Raw genomic sequence first — 19111 nt, 5'->3', positions numbered from 1 at the left:
TTGAAATAAGCTGGCATTGCGGCCAGCGGCAAACCGAATTAATCAAAGGTGAGAGGCACATGCCGGTAATTAAAGTACGTGAAAACGAGCCGTTCGACGTAGCTCTGCGTCGCTTCAAGCGTTCCTGCGAAAAAGCAGGTGTTCTGGCGGAAGTTCGTCGTCGTGAGTTCTATGAAAAACCGACTACCGAACGTAAGCGCGCTAAAGCTTCTGCAGTGAAACGTCACGCGAAGAAACTGGCTCGCGAAAACGCACGCCGTACTCGTCTGTACTAATCTGTTGAGAGCGACGCTCTCAATTCAGACCGAGTTGTAGTTGTAAGGCCGTGCTTCCGAAAGGAATGCGCGGCTTATTTTCGTTTATAGTCATCAGAAATAACGGGGCTTATGGCTGGACGAATTCCACGTGTATTTATTAGCGATCTGCTTGCCAGAACCGACATCGTCGATCTGATCGATGCGCGGGTAAAGCTGAAAAAGCAGGGCAAAAATTTTCACGCGTGCTGTCCGTTCCATAACGAAAAAACCCCCTCTTTCACCGTCAACGGTGAAAAACAGTTTTACCACTGCTTCGGCTGCGGGGCGCACGGCAATGCTATCGACTTCCTGATGAACTACGACAAGCTCGAGTTCGTGGAAACGGTCGAAGAGCTGGCCGCCATGCACAACCTCGAAGTGCCTTATGAAGCAGGCAACGGACCCAGCCAGATAGAGCGCCATCAACGGCAGAACCTCTACCAGTTACTGGATGGTCTGAATGCGTTTTATCAACAGTCTCTGATGCAGCCCGCCGCCGATCCTGCGCGCCAGTACCTGGCGAAACGGGGGTTAAGCAGCGAGGTGATTACGCGCTTTGCCATCGGCTATGCTCCCCCAGGTTGGGATAACGTTTTAAAACGGTTTGGCGGCAATCAGGAAAACCGCCAGTCGCTTATTGATGCCGGCATGCTGGTCACCAACGATCAGGGACGCAGTTACGACCGCTTCCGCGAACGGGTGATGTTCCCCATCCGCGATAAGCGAGGCCGGGTGATTGGGTTTGGCGGACGGGTGCTGGGCGATGCCCTGCCGAAGTATCTGAACTCCCCGGAAACCGACATATTCCATAAAGGCCGCCAGCTGTATGGCCTGTATGAAGCGCAGCAGGATAACCCCGAACCACCGCGTTTGCTGGTTGTCGAAGGGTATATGGACGTCGTGGCGCTGGCGCAGTACGACATTAATTATGCCGTGGCCTCGCTGGGTACCTCGACCACGGCCGACCATATCCAGCTGCTGTTCCGGGTGACGAATAACGTCATCTGCTGCTACGACGGCGACCGGGCCGGCCGCGATGCCGCCTGGCGCGCGCTGGAGACGGCGCTGCCGTACATGACCGATGGTCGCCAGCTACGCTTTATGTTTCTGCCTGACGGCGAAGACCCGGATACGCTGGTGCGTAAAGAGGGCAAAGCGGCGTTCGAGGCGCGGATGGAGCAGGCTCAGCCGCTCTCCACGTTCTTGTTTAACAGCCTGCTGCCGCAGGTCGATCTGAGTACTCCGGACGGGCGCGCGCAGCTGAGCACGCTGGCGCTGCCGCTGATAACCCAGGTCCCGGGCGAAACGCTGCGCATCTATTTGCGTCAGGAGTTGGGCAATAAGCTGGGCATTTTAGATGACGCGCAGCTTGAACGATTAATGCCAAAACAGGCGGGAAATGGCGCGCCGCGTCCCGCACCGCAGCTAAAACGCACGACCATGCGTATACTGATAGGACTGCTGGTGCAAAACCCGGATCTGGCGCCGTTAGTCCCCCCGCTGGAGGGACTGGACTCGCGCAAAATGCCGGGGCTGAGCCTGTTCAGCGAACTGGTGAAGAGCTGTCTGGCGCAGCCTGGTCTGACAACCGGGCAACTTTTAGAGCAATATCGCGGCACAAAAGAGGCGGCAACCCTTGAAAAACTGTCGATGTGGGACGATATAGCAGATAAAGACATCGCTGAACAAACCTTCACCGACTCGCTCAACCATATGTTTGATTCACTGCTGGAACTGCGACAGGAAGAGTTGATAGCTCGCGATCGCACACACGGTTTAAGCAGTGAAGAACGCCGGGAGCTCTGGACCATCAGCCAGGAGCTGGCGAAAAAATAAATGACAGACAATATCCTTCACGTTGTATCAAAGCAGTAAGAAAACGCAGAACAACGTGAAGGAAAAGTATTTAACGGCTTAAGTGCCGAGTATCGATCGGGAAGCCCCCGACAGCCGCGCAGAGGCGCAGCGGCAATAATATAAGTACGCCCTCGCTTTAAATGTCGACAGCCCGTCTGCCGACACCAATCAAACGAATTAAGTGTGGATACCGTCTTATGGAGCAAAACCCGCAGTCACAGCTGAAGCTTCTTGTCCAACGTGGTAAGGAGCAAGGCTATCTGACCTATGCCGAGGTCAATGACCATCTGCCGGAAGATATCGTCGATTCCGATCAGATCGAAGACATCATCCAAATGATCAACGACATGGGTATTCAGGTGATGGAAGAAGCACCGGATGCCGATGATCTGATGCTTGCCGAAAACACCGCGGATGAAGATGCTGCCGAAGCCGCCGCGCAGGTGCTCTCCAGCGTGGAATCCGAAATCGGGCGCACGACCGACCCGGTGCGTATGTACATGCGTGAAATGGGTACCGTAGAGCTACTGACCCGTGAAGGCGAAATTGACATCGCCAAACGCATCGAAGACGGCATCAATCAGGTGCAGTGCTCCGTTGCCGAATATCCGGAAGCGATCACCTACCTGCTTGAGCAGTACGACCGCGTTGAAGCGGAAGAAGCCCGTCTGTCCGATCTGATCACCGGTTTCGTCGATCCGAACGCCGAAGAAGATATGGCGCCAACCGCCACCCACGTTGGCTCCGAGCTGTCTCAGGAAGAGATGGATGACGACGAAGACGAAGACGAAGATGAAGACGCCGACGACAACAGCGATGACGACAACAGCATCGACCCAGAGCTGGCCCGTGAGAAATTCGCCGAGCTGCGTACCCAGTACGAGCTGACGCGCGACACCATCAAAGCCAAAGGTCGTAGCCATGCCGCCGCCCAGGAAGAGATCCTGAAGCTGTCTGAAGTCTTCAAGCAGTTCCGCCTGGTGCCGAAGCAGTTCGATTACCTGGTCAACAGCATGCGCAGCATGATGGATCGCGTTCGTACTCAGGAACGTATCATCATGAAGCTGTGCGTTGAGCAGTGCAAAATGCCGAAGAAAAACTTCATCACCCTGTTCACCGGCAACGAAACCAGCGAAACCTGGTTCAACGCCGCGGTGGCAATGAACAAGCCGTGGTCTGAGAAGCTGCTGGAAGTGAAAGAAGATGTGCAGCGCGGCCTGCAGAAACTGCAGCAGATTGAAGAAGAGACCGGCCTGACCATCGAGCAGGTTAAAGATATCAACCGTCGCATGTCCATCGGCGAAGCGAAAGCCCGTCGTGCGAAGAAAGAGATGGTTGAAGCGAACCTGCGTCTGGTTATCTCTATCGCCAAGAAATACACCAACCGCGGTCTGCAGTTCCTCGACCTGATTCAGGAAGGCAACATCGGTCTGATGAAAGCGGTCGATAAGTTCGAATACCGTCGCGGCTACAAGTTCTCGACCTACGCCACCTGGTGGATCCGTCAGGCCATCACCCGCTCTATCGCGGATCAGGCGCGCACCATCCGTATTCCGGTGCATATGATTGAGACTATCAACAAGCTCAACCGTATCTCCCGTCAGATGCTGCAGGAGATGGGCCGTGAACCGACCCCGGAAGAGCTGGCTGAGCGTATGCTGATGCCGGAAGACAAAATCCGTAAAGTGCTGAAGATCGCCAAAGAGCCTATCTCCATGGAAACGCCGATCGGCGACGATGAAGATTCGCATCTGGGGGATTTCATCGAGGATACCACCCTCGAGCTGCCGCTGGATTCTGCGACCACCGAGAGCCTGCGCGCGGCAACGCATGACGTGCTGGCCGGCCTCACCGCTCGTGAAGCGAAAGTGCTGCGTATGCGTTTCGGTATCGACATGAACACCGACCACACGCTGGAAGAAGTGGGTAAACAGTTCGACGTTACCCGCGAACGTATCCGTCAGATCGAAGCGAAGGCGCTGCGTAAACTGCGCCACCCGAGCCGTTCTGAAGTGCTGCGTAGCTTCCTCGACGATTAATCGTCGCGGGGCATCGTCTACAGCCTGTTAAAAAGCTCCCTGCGGGGAGCTTTTTTATGGCGTTCAGGTGGCCATCCCGGGAAAGTCGCCTCTCTCCGCTACTGGCCGCGGGTTGCCAGGGCATCGTCCAGTTCACGATAGGCCGCCACCAGCTTATCGAGCGTCGCCCGGTTTAAGCCGCTGGGATTAGGCAGCACCCACACCTGGGTCGTCCCGATGGTCATGGCCTGTTTCCCCCACTTCGCGCCGCGCTGGTTAAAGGCCAGCTCGAAGGCCTGCTTGCCGAGCACCGCCAGCGCCTGCGGCTGATACTCTTCAATTTTCCGCACCAGCTCACGGCCGCCGCTGCGCAGCTCCTGCAAGGCGACCTCGCTGGCCTGCACCGTCGGACGCTCTACCAGCATGGTGATGCCGCAGCGCGTATCCAGCAGCTGCAGCTCCTCTTCCGGCCTGAGCTGCCGATCGGTGAACCCGGCCTGATGGATGACCTTCCAGAAGCGATTGCCAGGATGGGCAAAATGAAAGCCGGTATGGGCGGAGGACTTCCCCGGGTTGATACCGCAAAAGACAACGCGCAGGCCCGGCGCAAGGATATCGCTAATCATGTTTTCTCCGGCTGTATGGCTAAAACATGATTATAAAGGATTGAAAATGCATTGTTTATAAAAACAGCAGCTGCGCGCTTTACGCTGGATTGCAATCGCCAGTTACTTTATAATCCCTCGCCACGGCCCCTTAGCTCAGTGGTTAGAGCAGGCGACTCATAATCGCTTGGTCGTTGGTTCAAACCCAACAGGGGCCACCAAATTTTAGATTTAAAATCATATAATTAAGCCACTCGAAAGAGTGGCTTTTTTGTTCCTGAATTTTAAAATGGCACCACAAACCGCTGAGCAGCGCGCATGGCTTAGCGTGTTGTCGCTATCCCATTAAGAGGATAAAAAGTCCGTTATAACGCAGGGAAAATTTGCGCTTACGCTAAAACAGATAGCATTCTGCCTTAGCAAAATATTGCTCAGAGCATCTCGGGCAGCCCATAACCGCCGCACTCCTGTTGACTTCTGTCTAACTACGCAACGTAGTCTTGAAATATCTTTCATTCCTGCAATGCTGGAATTCATACTACTCACGATAAATGTAACAACACAGGTCAATTTCCGAAAAATAACCATAGCCTGCGCCAGCTGATCGAAATCAACGCGTTCCTCCCCCCGCTCTTATATATAACCCGCTGACTTACAAAAAGGATGAAATGATGAAAATACGGGATATATCAATCAGTACCTGTCTGGCACTGTTATTAATGGGTTGCGTAGCTAAACCACCCATGACGACGGAAAATGAAAGAGGCCGCCGCGTTTGCTTTTAATGTCGATGCTTCGCAGGTGACAATTTCCGATGCGAGGCAGCAGGATGTGAAAACCAACTTTGTGGCCACCATCGGCAAAACCAGCCATCGCTGCTATGTGACGAAGGCCGCCGAGCCGAAGCTTTACGGGCTGATCCCGCTGGGCGGCGGTAGCACCGTCTCGGATGCCATCTGCGCCGGCGCCAACCCGACGCTAGCGAGCAAAACCTGCGACGCCCTGTCGCAAAAAGCGGGCCGCTGCTGAGCCTTTGCGCAGAAGAAGGCCGCTAACTGCGCATTTAGTCACTTTTTCTGCCGTTTTACCGCGGTCGCTTAGTTCAGCGACCGCACCTGCTGATAAGAATTGAGCCGTTCCCGCAGCGAGGTGAGCCAGACATCCGGCTCTTGACGGCAGATTTCGGTGAGGATCGGCGTCAGCACCAGCTCGGCTTCATGGAAGTCGGTCCACTCCGGCGGCTCCAGTGAAAAAGGATCGTTCATCAGCCAAATCACCATCGGCGTCCAGGCGCGCGGATCCAGTTGCAGATAATCCTGACAGCGCATCATATCTCGGGTCCGCGCCTCATCGGGGTCGACATCCTTTCCCACCGCGGCGCTACTCATTGCCAGTACTGTTATTCCTGCCATCAGATGTTTCCAAACCCATTTTCGCCAGAAGGCGCATTTTTCTTTCGCCATTGTTATTATTTTACCTGCCAGTTGTCGCCGGACGATATTCCGAGAACTCACCTTAATAAGAGCAGATTAATCGTTTGCATTTTTTTTAACAGCAGACCGCGCTGAAGCAAGTGAACGCCCGTTCCTACAGCTGTCATCCAGCTATGCAAATATATTCGTCTGGCTCAGCTCCACAATATTTCCCTGGCCCAAAACGATTTGTGTTACAATTACGCCTTATAACGGCATCGATAAAAATAACCCCCGCCGCACCTGCACCAGGCATCGCCCTTCTTTTTTCATATCAGGATTTACGCCCCCATGAATGCGATAATCATTGACGATCATCCATTGGCACGTATCGCCATTCGCAACCTTCTCGACAGCAACGGTATTACCGTCGCGGCAGAGCTCGACAGCGGCGCTCATGCCGTGCAGACCGCGGAAAGCATGCAGCCTGACCTGCTCATCGTCGACGTCGATATTCCGGAGCTCAGCGGTATCGAGGTGCTGGAGCAGCTGCGCAAACGCCGCTACCAGGGAACAATCATCATCATTTCCGCTAAGAATGAACTGTTCTACGGCAAACGCAGCGCCGACTGCGGAGCAAATGGTTTTGTGAGTAAAAAAGAGGGAATGAATAATATCCTCGCCGCAATCGACGCAGCCAATAATGGCTACAGCTATTTCCCCTTTTCACTGGAACGCTTCTGCACCCACGGCATCACCGATCAGGACCGGCTGGATACGCTGTCAACGCAGGAGATGAAGGTGTTCCGCTATATTCTCAGCGGCGTCGACTACACCACCATCGGCAGCAAAATGAATATCAGCAATAAAACGGCTTTGTTGAATAAATCAGATTTCGGGTAAGTCTCCCCCGTAGCGGGTTGTGTTTTCAGGCAATACGCACGCTTTCAGGCATACCTGCTTTCGTCATTTTGTTCAGCGCTCGAACCAGGGCCATAGCCTCCGCAACCTGACCATCGTAGTCACGCAGCGTCAGTGAACCCCCGAACAGCTGTTTTACCCGGTACATCGCCGTTTCCGCTATCGAGCGACGGTTGTAGTCTGTTGTCCATTTCCACCGCGCATTACTCCCGGTCATTCGCTGATTAGCCACTGCACGGTTACGGTCTGCATATTCACCGGGCCAGTAACCCGCACCTTTTCGGGGAGGGATAAGCGCGCTGATTTTCTTACGCCGCAGTTCATCGTGACAGAGCCGGGTGTCGTAAGCGCCGTCTGCCGATGCTGCCCTGATTTTTCTGTGAGTCTGCCGGATAAGGCCCGGGAAGGCTTCTGAGTCCGTGACGTTATTCAGCGACAGGTCTGCACAGACAACTTCATGTGTGTTGCTGTCAACAGCAAGATGCAACTTTCGCCAGATACGACGGCGCTCTTTGCCGTGCTTTCTGACTTTCCATTCGCCTTCACCAAAGACCTTCAGCCCGGTGGAATCAATCACCAGGTGTGCGATTTCACCCCGGGTGGACGTTTTGAAACTGACATTAACCGACTTTGCCCGCTTACTGACACTGGTGTAATCCGGGCAGCGCAACGGAACGTTCATCAGGGCAAAAATGGAATCAATAAAACCCTGCGCAGCCCGCAGGGTCAGCCGGAATACGCGTTTAATCACCAGAAAGGTGGTGATGGCGAGATCAGAATAGCGCTGAGGTCTTCCCCGTGATGAAGGCGTTGCCGACTCATACCAGGCCTGAATCGCCTCATCATCCAGCCAGAAAGTGAGGGAGCCACGGTTGATGAGAGCTTTGTTGTAGGTGGACCAGTTGGTGATTCTGAACTTTTGCTTTGCCACGGAATGGTCTGTGTTGTCGGGAGGATGCGTGATCTGATCCTTCAACTCAGCAAAAGTTCGATTTATTCAACAAAGCCCAATAAAACGGTAAGTACCTATAAGGTCCGTCTGATGGATAAATTAGGCTGCAGCACCCTGCTTGAGCTATATGACTTTGCGCAACGCAATAAAATAGGGTGATGGCATGGCGGTTCGTCTTATTTTATCCGTCGTTGTCGGGCTGGCGCTGAGCCTCTCGCCTGCCGCGTATGCCATGAAACAGCTGGAGCTGAAGAGCCATTCTCATATCGCGGCGATCGATATCCCGCTTAGCGGTAAGGAGAAAGCATGGCTGGCGGCGCAGCCGACGCTGACCGTCGGGACCTGGCTTCCCGAGAGGACGCCCATCGTCTATGACGGCGACGAGAAAAGTTATCAGGGCATTAACGCCGACTATCTGGCGCTGATGGCGCACAGCCTCGGACTGAAGGTGATTATCCGCCAGTATGACACCGAGCAGCAGGCGCTCACCGCCCTGGCCGACCGCCAGGTGGATACCCTGCTAACTCAGGTGGCGCACCGGGATGCGCTCGCCCCGGGCCTGGATCAATCCGCGCCGCTGCTTAAAACCTGGCCGACGCTGGTCACCTCGCTGAAATCCCCTCTGCCGCCGCTGACCACTGACCGCCGCGTCACGCTGGCCTGCACCCGCGATTGCGCTTTTTTCGATATTATTCAGCAGGCGTTTCCCAACGCCAAAATCACCCTTTATGATAGCGACTATCAGGCTCTCGCCTCGGTGGTCAGCGGCGAGAATCAGTATTTTATCGGCAACAACATCACCACTGGCCACTGCATCTCGAAATATTTCTCGCAATCGCTGGTTATCGCGCACTATTTTCGTCAGCAGGAGCAACACAACCGCTTTGTCACCCGTGACGATCGGCCAGAGCTGCATCAACTCTTCGACCGTTTTATCCATGCCGTCGACAGCGACACCGCGATGCGGATCATGCAAAACTGGCTCAACCGTGGCGATCTGTCGTTTCTCAATACCCCGCTTACCTTTAGCCCCGAAGAGCAGCGCTGGCTGCAGAAGCATCGTCGCGTCCGCCTGCTGGTGAACCCCTATTTTCCGCCATTTACCCTAGTGGATAACGAGGATGAACTGCGCGGCATCATGGCCGATATGCTGAATATTGTCTCACTCCAGACCGGCCTGCAGTTTGACCCTATTCTAGTGCGCAACCGTCAGGCTCTGGCAAAGCGCATGGAAAAAGAGGACTGGGCGATCATGCCCGCCGCCACCCTGACCCCACAGCCGCAGGCCTACGTCACCCTCAGCGATCCGCTCATTAACGTGGCCTTTGTGCTGGTCGCCCGCGGCAGCGCCCCCGATCAGCATCTGCTGACGCGCTCGGCGCGGATCGCCCTGCCGGTCGGGCCTATCGCCGCCCATGATCTGAAAGCGCGTTTTCCGCTGATTAACTGGGTGGAAACGGATAACGTTGGCGTCGCCATGAAGATGGTAGAGGAAGGCGAAGTGGATGCCGCCGTAGCCTCGGAGCTTTCCGCCCGCTATATGATCGACCACTACTATCCACAGGGTCTGCACTACACCCGCATTGATGGACTCCCCGTCGCGGCCATTCGGCTGGCCATCCCGCGCGATGAACCGGTGCTGGCCGCCATTCTTAACAAAGCGCTGCAGGTTATTCCGCCACGGGATATTCTGCAGATGACCGAGAAGTGGTCGAAAATCTCCAGTCAGCAAATAGAGAACTGGAGCCAGTACAGCCGCCAGTTTTACCAGCTGATCGCCTTTGCGCTGGTGCTGATCGCCATCAGCCTCGGCTGGGGACTCTCCCTGTGTCGGGAAGTACGCAAACGCAAAGACTCCCAGCAGCGGCTCGAGGAGGAACTGGCGCAGAAGGAGGCCCTCTCCTGTGCGCTGGAGCGCGAAAAAGACAAAGCGATTCAGGCGACAAAAGCCAAGAGCCGCTTTCTGGCCAGCATGAGCCACGAGCTGCGCACGCCGGTGAGCGCCATCGTCGGCTTTCTGGAGCTGCTGGCGAAACCTGAGCTGAACGTCGGCCAGCGTAAAGAGGCGATCGAGCTGGCGGGGTCGACGGAGCAAACCCTGCTGGGACTTATCGGCAATATTCTTGATATCGACAAGATTGAATCGGGAAAATACCAGGTTACCCCGCAGTGGAGCGATGTCGCACAGTTAGTGTCGCAGCAGTGTCATACCTTCGACGCGCTGGCGCAGCAAAAGGGCATCGATCTGCACTACCATAACGCGCTGCAGGAAGGGACCATGCTGTGGGTCGACCCGCAGGCGCTACGGCAAATCCTCAATAATCTCATCGGCAATGCGCTGAAGTTTACCGTCGAAGGCGCAATTCAGGTCTCCTGCCGGCTGACGCTGGCGAATGAGACACAGGGAGAGCTGGCCCTCATGGTTAGCGACAGCGGCTGCGGGATCAGTGAAGCAGAGCAGGCCACCCTCTTCCACCGCTATGCCCAGGCGCGCCAGGGACGACAGCAGACCGGCTCCGGACTGGGGCTGGTCATTTGCAAAGAGCTGGTTGCGCTGATGCAGGGTCGCCTGGAGATGGTCAGCCGTCCGGGCGTGGGGACCACTTTCACCATCACGCTGCCGGTCAAGGCGAGCCGCTGCGCGATCCACGCGCCGCAGGCGTCGCCCGCCAGACCGCAAGCTCTACCCGGGCTGGCGATACTGATAGCGGACGATCACCCCACCAACCGGCTACTGCTCAAGCGCCAGCTCAGCACTATCGGCTATAGCGTCGATGAAGCCTGCGACGGTGAAGAGGCAGAGAATAAGCTCGCCAGCAAACATTACGATCTGCTGATAACAGACCTCAATATGCCGAAGAAAGATGGCCTGGCGCTGGCGGCCTCGCTACGCCGTCGCTATCCGGGCCTGGTAATTTGGGGCGTGACTGCCAGCGCGCTGCCGCAGTCGCGGGAGGCGTGTCTGGCCAGCGGCATGAATATGTGTCTGTTTAAGCCGGTGTCGGTCCAGACGCTGAGTCATGAGCTCAGCCGTTTAGCGGTGGGCCGCGCATCACCTCACGCTACCCGGCACCTGAAGCTCAGCGTGCTGAGCGAGAATACGGGGGGAGACCAGGCGCTGATGAATGAGATGCTGGAGACGTTCCGCGATGCGTCGGCCGCGGATTTACAGGCTGCCGGACAAGCAATCGCCCGGCATGAGCCGCAGATCTTTCTGCGGGCGCTGCACCGTCTGCACGGTTCAGCACAAATTCTGGGGATTACTGCGCTACAACAACTGTGCGCCCCTTTTGAGGCAAAGCGGCCTGATTCGCTGACGCCGGCAAGCTGTCTGGAGGTGGTACAGCGCATCACCGGCGTCATGCGCGAGATCGATGGCGAAATCGACGCCCTGATCGGCCGCTAGCCGTTCCGCTCGGGCAGTCCGCCTGCCCGAGCGTTAAGGGGACATCCTTGTCAGTTTTTTCCTCTGCGCTCTCTCAGGGTGGAACAAGTATCAGTTGCCTGCCACCAGCATCTCGCTATCCACCACAATGCCCTCTTCAGCGCCCTTCAGCACCAGATTCGCTTCGTAATATTTACCGGCTTTCAGCAGTTCTTGCGCCTGCGCTACCGCCTTACGGGTCTGGTTAAGCGGCATCAGATACTGGTTCTCAATCACGCCAATACCGGCCAGGCGCAGGGTATCGATAGCCCCTTTCTGATCGCCTTTCGCCAGCTTTTCGTTGGCGGATTGGATAGCGCTCTCTTTTTCCGGCGTGGCCACATAGTCTTCAGACAGGGCGATAGAGGCGTTAATGATCACATAGCGATCGGCGATCATTTTGGCTTTAGCATCAGTTTTCACAAACTTCGCCCAGCTGGCATCATCGGCGGCCAGCAGCGTGGCGGCGTCGTCTGTCAGTTTTTTGGCGCTATCCGGCTGGCCATGGAACAGCGCCAGACGGGCGAACTGGATGTCGCGCATCGCATTCGCGCCCTGCACCGCCACCTGCAGCACATCGGCGGCTTCTTTCTGTACCTGCGTCGTGGCTGCCGCGGCTGGCGCTGCCGTCGCGCTATCTGTTGCCCATACCGGAGAGGTACTCATCATGGTTGCCAGCAGGCTCGCCAGAATGACTTTTTTCATCGTTGACTCCTGATTAAAATCGGTAAGCATCACCAAACGCAGCCAGCTTAAAAAATATCGTGGGCATTGAGAATCAGAGCCCGGAAGTAATATTGCGGGCCTGGTCTGACAGCTGTCAGACCAGGCGTATAAAGTGGCCTCGGCGCTCTTATTTACGCCTGCCGATCGCGCGGCCTACTATTTTCCTCAGACCTTTCTTTTGGCCCGCTGAATAAACCCTCACGCTTTTTATTCAGCGTCAGGCCGCCAACCGGGATCTGCGGAGCAATTATGTTTATGTTTAGCCATTACACCTTAAATGCGTTTAGCCCACGCGTCTTCATTCGATATAAACGGCATGCCTGCCTGATGGCGGTATTGCTGTTTATCTGCGGAGCCTGTTGTCTGGCCTGGCCGTTGGTCGCCGGCTGGTATCTCGCCACAGTAACCGGCATGTTATTGATGATCTGCGGCTTCTATTCGCTGTACAGCCTGATTGTCTTCCGCCAGCAGCACTGGAAATCACGCCTGGTGGCGCTGATCTTCGCCATCGCCTGGATCGTGCTCGGCCTGAGCTTTGTCGTCAATCCTCTCAACGGTATGAGCAGTCTGGCCATTTTATTTGGCTTTTTATTTGTTCTCGGCGGTATTTCCCGCATCGTTAACGGATGTCAAACCCGCAAACAAAGCGGCGCTGGCTGGAATATTTTTATCGGCCTGTTGGATTTACTTATCGCCTGCCTGTGGCTGGCCATGAACCCGCAGCAAAGCTGGTTATTTATTACCGCCTTTATCGGCGTTGAAATGATATTTAGCGCCATCGGCTTGTTGGTCCTGCGCAATAAAATGAAGCACGCTCAGGCTTAAGCCCTATTTTGTCACTGGAGAAGAAAATGAATTTACCTAAAGCACTCGTATTGACCGTGGCGGCTACCACATTCTGTCTGATGACCAGCCCGGCGTTCGCGGTTGAGGAAACCACGCCGCAGAATATGACCTGTCAGGAATTTATGGATATGAACCCAAAAAGCATGACCCCGGTGGCCTTCTGGGTAGTGAATCGCAACACCGACTTTAGCGGCGGCGACTATGTTGACTGGCATGAAGTCGAGACCGTTTCGGTACCGAAAATGCTGCAGGAGTGCCACAAGAACCCCGCCGCTAAACTTGGCGATCTCAGCGCGGTCATCAAAAAATAACCCCCCCGGCATCAGGCCGGGGAAACCCGCCGCGCTGCGGCGGGTCCCGCTTTACTCATCGATACCGCATTCGCACGGCAGATGGCGGCCGATAAGCTTGCGATACAAAAACGCCCCGATAATCGCCCCCACCACCGGCGCCAGCAGCGGCACCAGAAAGTAAGGGATCGCCAGCCCACCGGTAAAAGCGATCGAGCCCCACCCGGCCAGACTGGTAAACAGTTTTGGGCCGAAGTCGCGCGCCGGATTCAGCGCAAAGCCGGTTAGCGGCCCCATCGACGCGCCGATCACGGCGATCAGCAAGCCAATCAGCAACGGCGCCAGCGGCCCGCGCGGAATTCCGTTGCCGTCGTCGGTCAGGGCCATGATCATCGCCATCAGGATTGCCGTGATGGTGGTCTCCACGGCAAACGCTTGTATAAAAGTGATATGTGGATGCGGGTACGTGGAAAAGACCCCGGCCAGGTTAAGACTGGCGGCAGTGCCGCGCACGATATGCTGACTCTGTTCAAGATCGAGAAACAGCTGGCGATAGAGCCCATACACCAGCGCGGCGGCGCAGAAGGCCCCGGCCGTCTGGGCAACAATAAACGGCAGCACCTTGCGGCGTTCAAAACAGGCGAACAGCCACAGGGCAATGGTCACCGCCGGATTAAGGTGCGCGCCGGAGACACCGGCCGTCAGGTAGATGGCCATGGCGACGCCAAGGCCCCAGATAATACTGATCTCCCACTGACCAAAGCTGGCCCCGGCGACCCGCAGCGCAGCGACGCAGCCCGCGCCGAAGAAAATGAGCAATCCGGTGCCAAGAAACTCGGCCACGCACTGCCCGGTTAAGGTAGAAGTCTGGTTCATTATCGGCATCCTGAAATAGCACGTTAAAGAGAGAGGCTGGCGCGAGCGCCCGTTTAATTCGCCTGACCGGCCAGTAGCAGCCCGGTGGCGACCGCATTGCGCGGCCCTTCTGTTCCCCGAATATTGCCCTGCCCGGCGACCACGCCATAGTGCGACAAGGCTTCCGTGATAAGCTGCGGGATCTCAAAGTCCAGCGATGAGCCGCCCACCAGCACCACAAAGGCGATATCGCGAATGGAACCGCCGGGTGAGACCTGGCGCAGCGCGCGCAGGCAGTTGGTGACAAACACTTTCTCTTTCGCCTGCCGGCGCACGAGACGAATTTTTTCCAGCGGGCTGGCGTTATCGATCGGCACCAGTTCGCCCTCCTTGATGTACACCACTTTGGCGAACACCGCCGGGCTGAGGGCTTCCCGAAAGAACTCCACCGCGCCATTCTCGTGACGAATACTGAACAGGCTTTCCACTTTGGCCAGCGGGTATTTTTTTATCGCTTCCGCCAGCGAAAGATCCTCGAGGCCCAGCTCGGTTTTAATCAACAGGCTGACCATATTCCCCGCCCCGGCGAGATGGACCGCCGTTATCTGCCCCTCCGCGTTGACGATCGCCGCATCCGTCGAGCCGGCGCCGAGATCGAGGATCGCCAGCGGCGCCGCACAGCCGGGAGTGGTTAACGCCCCGGCGATGGCCATGTTGGCCTCCACGCCGCCCACCACCACCTCGGTCTGCAGTCGGGCGCTCAGTTCGCGGGCGATAACCTGCATTTGCAGACGATCCGCTTTCACCATCGCCGCCATCCCGACAGCATTCTCCATGGCGCACTCGCCGGCCATCCCGCCCTGCACCTTGCGCGGAATAAACGTATCCACCGCCAGCAGATCCTGGATGTATATCGCGCTCATCTCATGGTCGGTCAGGGACGCCATTACCTTGCGCACCCGCTCAAGCATGCCGCCGGCGTGAGTGCCCGGTTCGCCGCGGATGTCGCGTACCGGAGCGCAGGCGCTCATCGCCTGCATGATGGCTTCAGCGCCCTCGGCGACATCGGCCTCTCCGCGGCGCTTTTCGCCGCTAATGTAGAGGTTGCCCGCCGGGATCACCCGCGACTGCACGTCCCCCTGCGGGGTCTTGAGCACCACCGCGGAACGGTTGCCAATCAGGGCGCGGGCGATGGGGACGATGGCCTGGGTCTCTTCCGGGCTTAGCCCGAAGAAGGTGGCGATCCCGTAGGGATTCGACAGGATCCGCACCACCTGGCCCGGCGCGGCCACTTCCACCGCCGCCATCACCCCCTCGGGGACCTGCTCCAGCAGCGTCACTTCATCCACCACCGGCAGGGTTTTACGCAGGCGGTTGTTCACCAGCACGCCGTCGTCCTTTTTGAGGATCGCCGCCACCACGTTGATCCCCCGGTCGAGCGCCTCATTGAGCCACCACACGGCGTCAAGGAAATCGACGGCGTCGTCAATCAGTACGATCCACCCCTCGGCATACTGCGCCGCCGGCAGCGTCGCCAGCCGCCCGAGAGCGATAGTCGTCCCCACGCCAACGCCCACCCCGCCCGGCGTCTGCGGGTTATGACCGATCATGGTCGATTCGGTGATAATGGTCTCGGTGATGGTCTCCATCGCCACATCGCCAATCACCGGCGCGGCTTCGTTAAGATAGATGCGAGAGACATCGCTCATCGACCACGGTGTTTTCGCCAGGGCCTGCTCCAGCGCGGCGAGGGTCCCGGCGATATTGTCCCGCGTCCCTTTCATGCCCGTCGTCGCGACGATCCCGCTGGCAACAAACGCCCTCGCCTGCGGGTCATCGGACGCCAGCGCCACCTCGGTGGTGGCGTTGCCGATATCAATCCCGGCTATTAACGGCATGCTGACCTCCGCTTAGCTTCCTTTACGCAGCTTATGCCGCTGCTGATACACTTCCGCCGACTCCCGGACAAAGGCGGCATTCACTGTCGCATGCCAGGTGTGCTCCAGCTCGTCGGCGATCGCCAGCAGCTCCGCCTGCGAGGAGCGGAACGGGCGCAGCGCGTTATAGATAGCCAGAATGCGCTCGTCAGGAATGGCGATAAGCTCCGCCGCGCGGCGGAAATTGCGCGCCACCGCATGGCGCTGCATCTGCTCGGCAATCTGCGCCTGGTACTCAAGGGTCTGGCGGGAGATCCGCACATCCTGCGGGCCCACCTCGCCAGAGAGCACCTTCTCGAGGGTAATATCGGTCAATGGTTTGCCGGTAGGCGTCAGGATATGCTCCGGGCAGCGGGTGGCTAACGGATAATCCTGCACGCGCATGGTTTTCTCGCTCATGGTCACTCCCTTACTAAGTCGATGTGCAGGGTGACGGGCTCGGCGTCCTGCACCACATGTTTGGTCTCTTTGATATGAAATAGCGCGGCTTTGGCCATAAATTTCGGCCGCACCATCTGATCGTTCACCACCGGCACCGGCGAAGGTGACTCTTTGCGCGCATAGCGCGCAGCGTTTTTGCCAATCTGCCGGTAGGTCTCCAGCGTCAGCAGCGGCGCCTGGGAGAACAGCTCCAGGTTGCTGAGCGGCAGCAGATCGCGCTGATGGATGACCGTGGTCCCCTTCGACTGGATACCGATGCCGATCCCCGAGCCGCTCAGGTTGGCCGCATCCCAGGCCATAAAGGAGACGTCGGACGTGCGCAGAATGCGCACCACCCGGGCGTGAAGCCCCTCTTCTTCCACCCCGGCAATCAGCTCTTTGAGGATCGCGCCATGGGGCATATCGATCAGAGTGTGATGCTGGTGTTTATCGAAGGCAGGGCCGACGCCGATCACCACTTCATCGGCGCGTTCATCGGCAGAAGCTACCCCGCCCTCGCGGGTTTTCAGGGTAAAAGAGGGCTGAATTTGGGTTGTCTGTTGCACAGGAATACCGCCTTATTCAATGGTGTCGGGCTGAACCACGCCCGGAATATTTTTGATCTCCGCCCAGCGTTCGGCAGAGATGCGATAGCCGGTGCCCGGCCCCTGATAGTCATTGATGTCGTTGACCGCACTCACCACCTCGAACTGCCGATCGAGAATGGCCGAGGTCTGCAGGTAATCGCCGGTGACCCGCTGGCGCAGCATATTGAGAATATTGCTGGCGATATCCTCAAAGCCGCTGCGGCTCAGCGCGCCGACAATATCGAGGCCGGTGATGTTGCGCTTCATCATCTCTTCCACCGCACTCAGATCCTCCACCACGTTACGCGGCGGCATCTCGTTGCTGCCGTGCGCGTAGGTGGCGGCCTCCACCTCCTCGTCGGCGATTGGCGGCAGCCCCAGCTCGCGGAAAACCGCCTGGATCGCCCGCGCCGCTTTCTGGCGAATGGCAATGGTTTCCGCCTCGGTCACCGGACGCAGGCCGCCGTCAACCATCAGGTCACGCTGCAGGATGTTGTAATCATCAAAATCTTCCGCATCGAAGTTCGAGCCGGCGAACATGTTGTCGTAGTTCGGCACCGCGCTGTAGCCGGAGAAAATAAAGTCGGTGCCCGGCAGCATCTGCATCAGGGTGCGCGCGGTGCGGCGAATATCCGAGTGGGAGAAAGTCTGGTCGTTGGCGGACGCCACTTCGAGGTCGAGCATAGAGGCGATCAGGTTTTCCGCCAGCACCGCCCGAATGCCCGACGGCACAGCGCCGGTCATGCCGATACAGCTCACCGCGCCGTTTTGCAGTCCCTGAACCCCGGCGCCTTTAGTAATGAAGATGCAGCGCGATTCGAGGTAGAGCATCGACTTGCTCTCCGAATAGCCCATCAGCGCTTCGGATCCGGTGCCGGAGGTGTAGCGCATTTTCAACCCGCGGGAGGCGTAGGCCGAGGCGAGGAACGCCTTTGACCACGGCGTATCATCGCCGTCGGTAAATACCGCTTCGGTGCCGTAGACCGACACCGTCTCGGCGTAGCTGGTTAAGCCACGCATGCCCAGCTCCAGCTCGGTGGCCTCTTCCACCGAGCACTGCGTCAACACGCCGGGGCGGCCGCACTGCGAACCGACCAACAGCGCCAGGGCGTTAAACGGCGCGTAGCGCGCGATACCGACCGTGGTCTCCTGTTCTGAGAAGCCGCGGATCCCGGCCTCGGCGGCGTCAGCGGCAATCTGCACCGGATTATCTTTGAGATTGGTGACGTGGCACTGGTTGGAGGGGGTCCGGCGGGCACGCATCTTCTGCAGCGCCATCATCATCTCCACCACGTTCATCTGCGCCATCACCTCGACCGCTTTGGCCGGCGTGATGGCGGTAGTGATGGCAATGATCTCCTCCCGGCTGACGTGAATATCCACCAGCATACGGGCTATTTCCACCGCCTCCAGGCGCATTGCCTGCTCTGTGCGCTCAACGTTGATCGCGTAATCGGCGATAAATCGGTCGATCATGTCAAACTGGTCCCGGCGTTTGCCGTCCAGTTCGACGATCAGACCGTTGTCCACTTTTACTGAAGAGACCGGGTCAAAGGGGCTGTCCATGGCGATCAGCCCCTCTTCAGGCCACTCGCCAATCAGCCCGTCCTGATTGACGGGGCGCTGGGCCAGTACTGCAAATCGTTTTGATCTTTTCATTGTTCATCGGCTCAAAAGGTGAAATCCGCAGACGGTAGCGAATACGCCGGGCCAGCGTCGTTGCCGCCCGGCCATTACCGGCAATAGCGGAACTTTAAATGAGCCAGTGGTGAAAAAAATAAATTTAATTTCGTTTCAATTTGGCACACGAAATCTACCGACAGTTTCACTATGAAACTTTACTCCGGCGGCAAAAATAAAAAATGTGATCGCCCGCAATGATATAAATCAATTAATAAAAAACGCCCTTAATTACGTTTTGCCGACGCTATTTTAACCCTATTGACTAAATCATGGCGGGCGACA

General features: G+C 57.1%; 16 protein-coding genes, 1 tRNA gene and 2 pseudogenes. 10 read left to right on the top strand and 9 right to left on the bottom strand.

Features of this window, described 5'->3' with window-relative positions; translation table 11 throughout:
- The first annotated feature begins 59 nt into the window (after positions 1-59).
- The 3 genes from rpsU to rpoD all read left to right on the top strand — a co-directional run bounded on the left by rpsU (position 60) and on the right by rpoD (position 4192).
- A complete protein-coding gene (gene rpsU / locus ACR809_RS03275; RefSeq protein WP_001144069.1) occupies positions 60-275 on the top strand; it encodes a 30S ribosomal protein S21 in 216 nt (71 codons plus the stop codon).
- A gap of 111 nt (positions 276-386) precedes the next feature.
- Positions 387-2132, top strand: a complete 1746-nt coding sequence (dnaG, locus tag ACR809_RS03270; RefSeq protein WP_023280578.1) for a DNA primase — start codon at positions 387-389, stop codon at positions 2130-2132.
- 218 nt (positions 2133-2350) lie between these two features.
- Positions 2351-4192 carry an RNA polymerase sigma factor RpoD gene (gene rpoD, locus ACR809_RS03265; protein WP_004174339.1) on the top strand — a complete coding sequence of 614 codons (1842 nt, stop codon included), beginning with the start codon at positions 2351-2353 and terminating at the stop codon, positions 4190-4192.
- A 98-nt stretch (positions 4193-4290) separates the two neighbouring features.
- On the opposite strand, the gene mug is transcribed toward rpoD, so the two are convergent.
- Complete coding sequence (gene mug / locus ACR809_RS03260; protein ID WP_002917636.1) at positions 4291-4797, bottom strand: G/U mismatch-specific DNA glycosylase; 507 nt, start codon at positions 4795-4797, stop codon at positions 4291-4293.
- Positions 4798-4921: 124 nt separating this feature from the next.
- On the opposite strand from mug, the gene ACR809_RS03255 reads away from it, so the two are divergent.
- Both ACR809_RS03255 and ACR809_RS03250 read left to right on the top strand, forming a co-directional pair.
- Positions 4922-4997: transfer RNA gene (locus ACR809_RS03255), tRNA-Ile, on the top strand.
- 535 nt (positions 4998-5532) lie between these two features.
- A complete protein-coding gene (locus tag ACR809_RS03250) occupies positions 5533-5805 on the top strand; it encodes a hypothetical protein (RefSeq protein WP_004889691.1) in 273 nt (90 codons plus the stop codon).
- Between the two features lie 68 nt (positions 5806-5873).
- Here ACR809_RS03250 and ACR809_RS03245 read toward each other — a convergent pair whose 3' ends face one another.
- The gene (locus ACR809_RS03245; protein ID WP_162992520.1) at positions 5874-6239 is read right to left on the bottom strand and encodes an HdeA/HdeB family chaperone; all 366 of its coding nucleotides are present in this window, start codon (positions 6237-6239) and stop codon (positions 5874-5876) included.
- A gap of 300 nt (positions 6240-6539) precedes the next feature.
- Between ACR809_RS03245 and evgA the strand changes: the two are divergent.
- Positions 6540-7079: pseudogene (evgA, locus tag ACR809_RS03240) on the top strand (acid-sensing system DNA-binding response regulator EvgA); the annotation flags it as partial.
- Between the two features lie 37 nt (positions 7080-7116).
- On the opposite strand, the gene ACR809_RS03235 reads toward evgA, so the two are convergent.
- Entirely contained in the window at positions 7117-8085 is a 969-nt protein-coding gene (locus tag ACR809_RS03235) for an IS5 family transposase (RefSeq protein WP_162992519.1), read from the bottom strand.
- Between the two features lie 33 nt (positions 8086-8118).
- Between ACR809_RS03235 and ACR809_RS03230 the strand changes: the two are divergent.
- Together ACR809_RS03230 and ACR809_RS03225 are read left to right on the top strand one after the other, a co-directional pair.
- Positions 8119-8220 (top strand): annotated as a pseudogene (locus ACR809_RS03230) (acid-sensing system DNA-binding response regulator EvgA); the annotation flags it as partial.
- Positions 8221-8224: 4 nt separating this feature from the next.
- The gene (locus ACR809_RS03225) at positions 8225-11467 is read left to right on the top strand and encodes an ATP-binding protein (protein WP_122051053.1); all 3243 of its coding nucleotides are present in this window, start codon (positions 8225-8227) and stop codon (positions 11465-11467) included.
- 90 nt (positions 11468-11557) lie between these two features.
- On the opposite strand, the gene ACR809_RS03220 is transcribed toward ACR809_RS03225, so the two are convergent.
- A complete protein-coding gene (locus ACR809_RS03220; protein ID WP_162992567.1) occupies positions 11558-12220 on the bottom strand; it encodes a YfdX family protein in 663 nt (220 codons plus the stop codon).
- A 240-nt stretch (positions 12221-12460) separates the two neighbouring features.
- Here ACR809_RS03220 and ACR809_RS03215 point away from each other — a divergent pair, with 240 nt between their 5' ends.
- Positions 12461-13036, top strand: a complete 576-nt coding sequence (locus ACR809_RS03215; protein WP_002917651.1) for an HdeD family acid-resistance protein — start codon at positions 12461-12463, stop codon at positions 13034-13036.
- A gap of 26 nt (positions 13037-13062) precedes the next feature.
- The gene (gene hdeB / locus ACR809_RS03210) at positions 13063-13368 is read left to right on the top strand and encodes an acid-activated periplasmic chaperone HdeB (protein WP_002917655.1); all 306 of its coding nucleotides are present in this window, start codon (positions 13063-13065) and stop codon (positions 13366-13368) included.
- Between the two features lie 51 nt (positions 13369-13419).
- On the opposite strand, the gene ACR809_RS03205 is transcribed toward hdeB, so the two are convergent.
- Genes ACR809_RS03205 through ACR809_RS03185 form a run of 5 tightly spaced genes read right to left on the bottom strand, consistent with a single transcriptional unit; the run spans position 13420 to position 18805 of the window.
- Positions 13420-14223 carry an MIP/aquaporin family protein gene (locus ACR809_RS03205; protein WP_002917658.1) on the bottom strand — a complete coding sequence of 268 codons (804 nt, stop codon included), beginning with the start codon at positions 14221-14223 and terminating at the stop codon, positions 13420-13422.
- Positions 14224-14276: 53 nt separating this feature from the next.
- Positions 14277-16100, bottom strand: coding sequence for a diol dehydratase reactivase subunit alpha (locus ACR809_RS03200; RefSeq protein ID WP_004174234.1), 1824 nt, complete (start codon positions 16098-16100; stop codon positions 14277-14279).
- 12 nt (positions 16101-16112) lie between these two features.
- Positions 16113-16538 (bottom strand): glycerol dehydratase small subunit DhaB3, encoded by a 426-nt coding sequence (locus tag ACR809_RS03195; RefSeq protein ID WP_002917670.1) that lies wholly within the window; start codon positions 16536-16538, stop codon positions 16113-16115.
- A 2-nt stretch (positions 16539-16540) separates the two neighbouring features.
- Positions 16541-17125 carry a propanediol/glycerol family dehydratase medium subunit gene (locus tag ACR809_RS03190; RefSeq protein WP_021440746.1) on the bottom strand — a complete coding sequence of 195 codons (585 nt, stop codon included), beginning with the start codon at positions 17123-17125 and terminating at the stop codon, positions 16541-16543.
- Between the two features lie 12 nt (positions 17126-17137).
- A complete protein-coding gene (locus ACR809_RS03185) occupies positions 17138-18805 on the bottom strand; it encodes a propanediol/glycerol family dehydratase large subunit (protein WP_002917676.1) in 1668 nt (555 codons plus the stop codon).
- Positions 18806-19111: the final 306 nt, after the last annotated feature.

Origin of the sequence: Klebsiella sp. CD33, assembly GCF_051992865.1 — a bacterium.
GTDB lineage: Bacteria > Pseudomonadota > Gammaproteobacteria > Enterobacterales > Enterobacteriaceae > Klebsiella > Klebsiella pneumoniae.
This window is presented reverse-complemented; position numbering and strand designations above follow the sequence as displayed.

What these genes read in the sequence shown, in the direction of transcription:
- rpsU (WP_001144069.1), top strand. Translation starts at nt 60, where the DNA reads ATGCCGGTAATTAAAGTACGTGAAAACGAGCCGTTCGACGTAGCTCTG.
- ACR809_RS03195 (WP_002917670.1), bottom strand. Translation starts at nt 16,538, where the DNA reads ATGAGCGAGAAAACCATGCGCGTGCAGGATTATCCGTTAGCCACCCGC.
- mug (WP_002917636.1), bottom strand. Translation starts at nt 4,797, where the DNA reads ATGATTAGCGATATCCTTGCGCCGGGCCTGCGCGTTGTCTTTTGCGGT.
- ACR809_RS03245 (WP_162992520.1), bottom strand. Translation starts at nt 6,239, where the DNA reads ATGGCGAAAGAAAAATGCGCCTTCTGGCGAAAATGGGTTTGGAAACAT.
- rpoD (WP_004174339.1), top strand. Translation starts at nt 2,351, where the DNA reads ATGGAGCAAAACCCGCAGTCACAGCTGAAGCTTCTTGTCCAACGTGGT.
- dnaG (WP_023280578.1), top strand. Translation starts at nt 387, where the DNA reads ATGGCTGGACGAATTCCACGTGTATTTATTAGCGATCTGCTTGCCAGA.
- ACR809_RS03205 (WP_002917658.1), bottom strand. Translation starts at nt 14,223, where the DNA reads ATGAACCAGACTTCTACCTTAACCGGGCAGTGCGTGGCCGAGTTTCTT.
- ACR809_RS03250 (WP_004889691.1), top strand. Translation starts at nt 5,533, where the DNA reads ATGAAAGAGGCCGCCGCGTTTGCTTTTAATGTCGATGCTTCGCAGGTG.
- ACR809_RS03185 (WP_002917676.1), bottom strand. Translation starts at nt 18,805, where the DNA reads ATGAAAAGATCAAAACGATTTGCAGTACTGGCCCAGCGCCCCGTCAAT.
- ACR809_RS03215 (WP_002917651.1), top strand. Translation starts at nt 12,461, where the DNA reads ATGTTTATGTTTAGCCATTACACCTTAAATGCGTTTAGCCCACGCGTC.
- ACR809_RS03225 (WP_122051053.1), top strand. Translation starts at nt 8,225, where the DNA reads ATGGCGGTTCGTCTTATTTTATCCGTCGTTGTCGGGCTGGCGCTGAGC.
- hdeB (WP_002917655.1), top strand. Translation starts at nt 13,063, where the DNA reads ATGAATTTACCTAAAGCACTCGTATTGACCGTGGCGGCTACCACATTC.
- ACR809_RS03200 (WP_004174234.1), bottom strand. Translation starts at nt 16,100, where the DNA reads ATGCCGTTAATAGCCGGGATTGATATCGGCAACGCCACCACCGAGGTG.
- ACR809_RS03220 (WP_162992567.1), bottom strand. Translation starts at nt 12,220, where the DNA reads ATGCTTACCGATTTTAATCAGGAGTCAACGATGAAAAAAGTCATTCTG.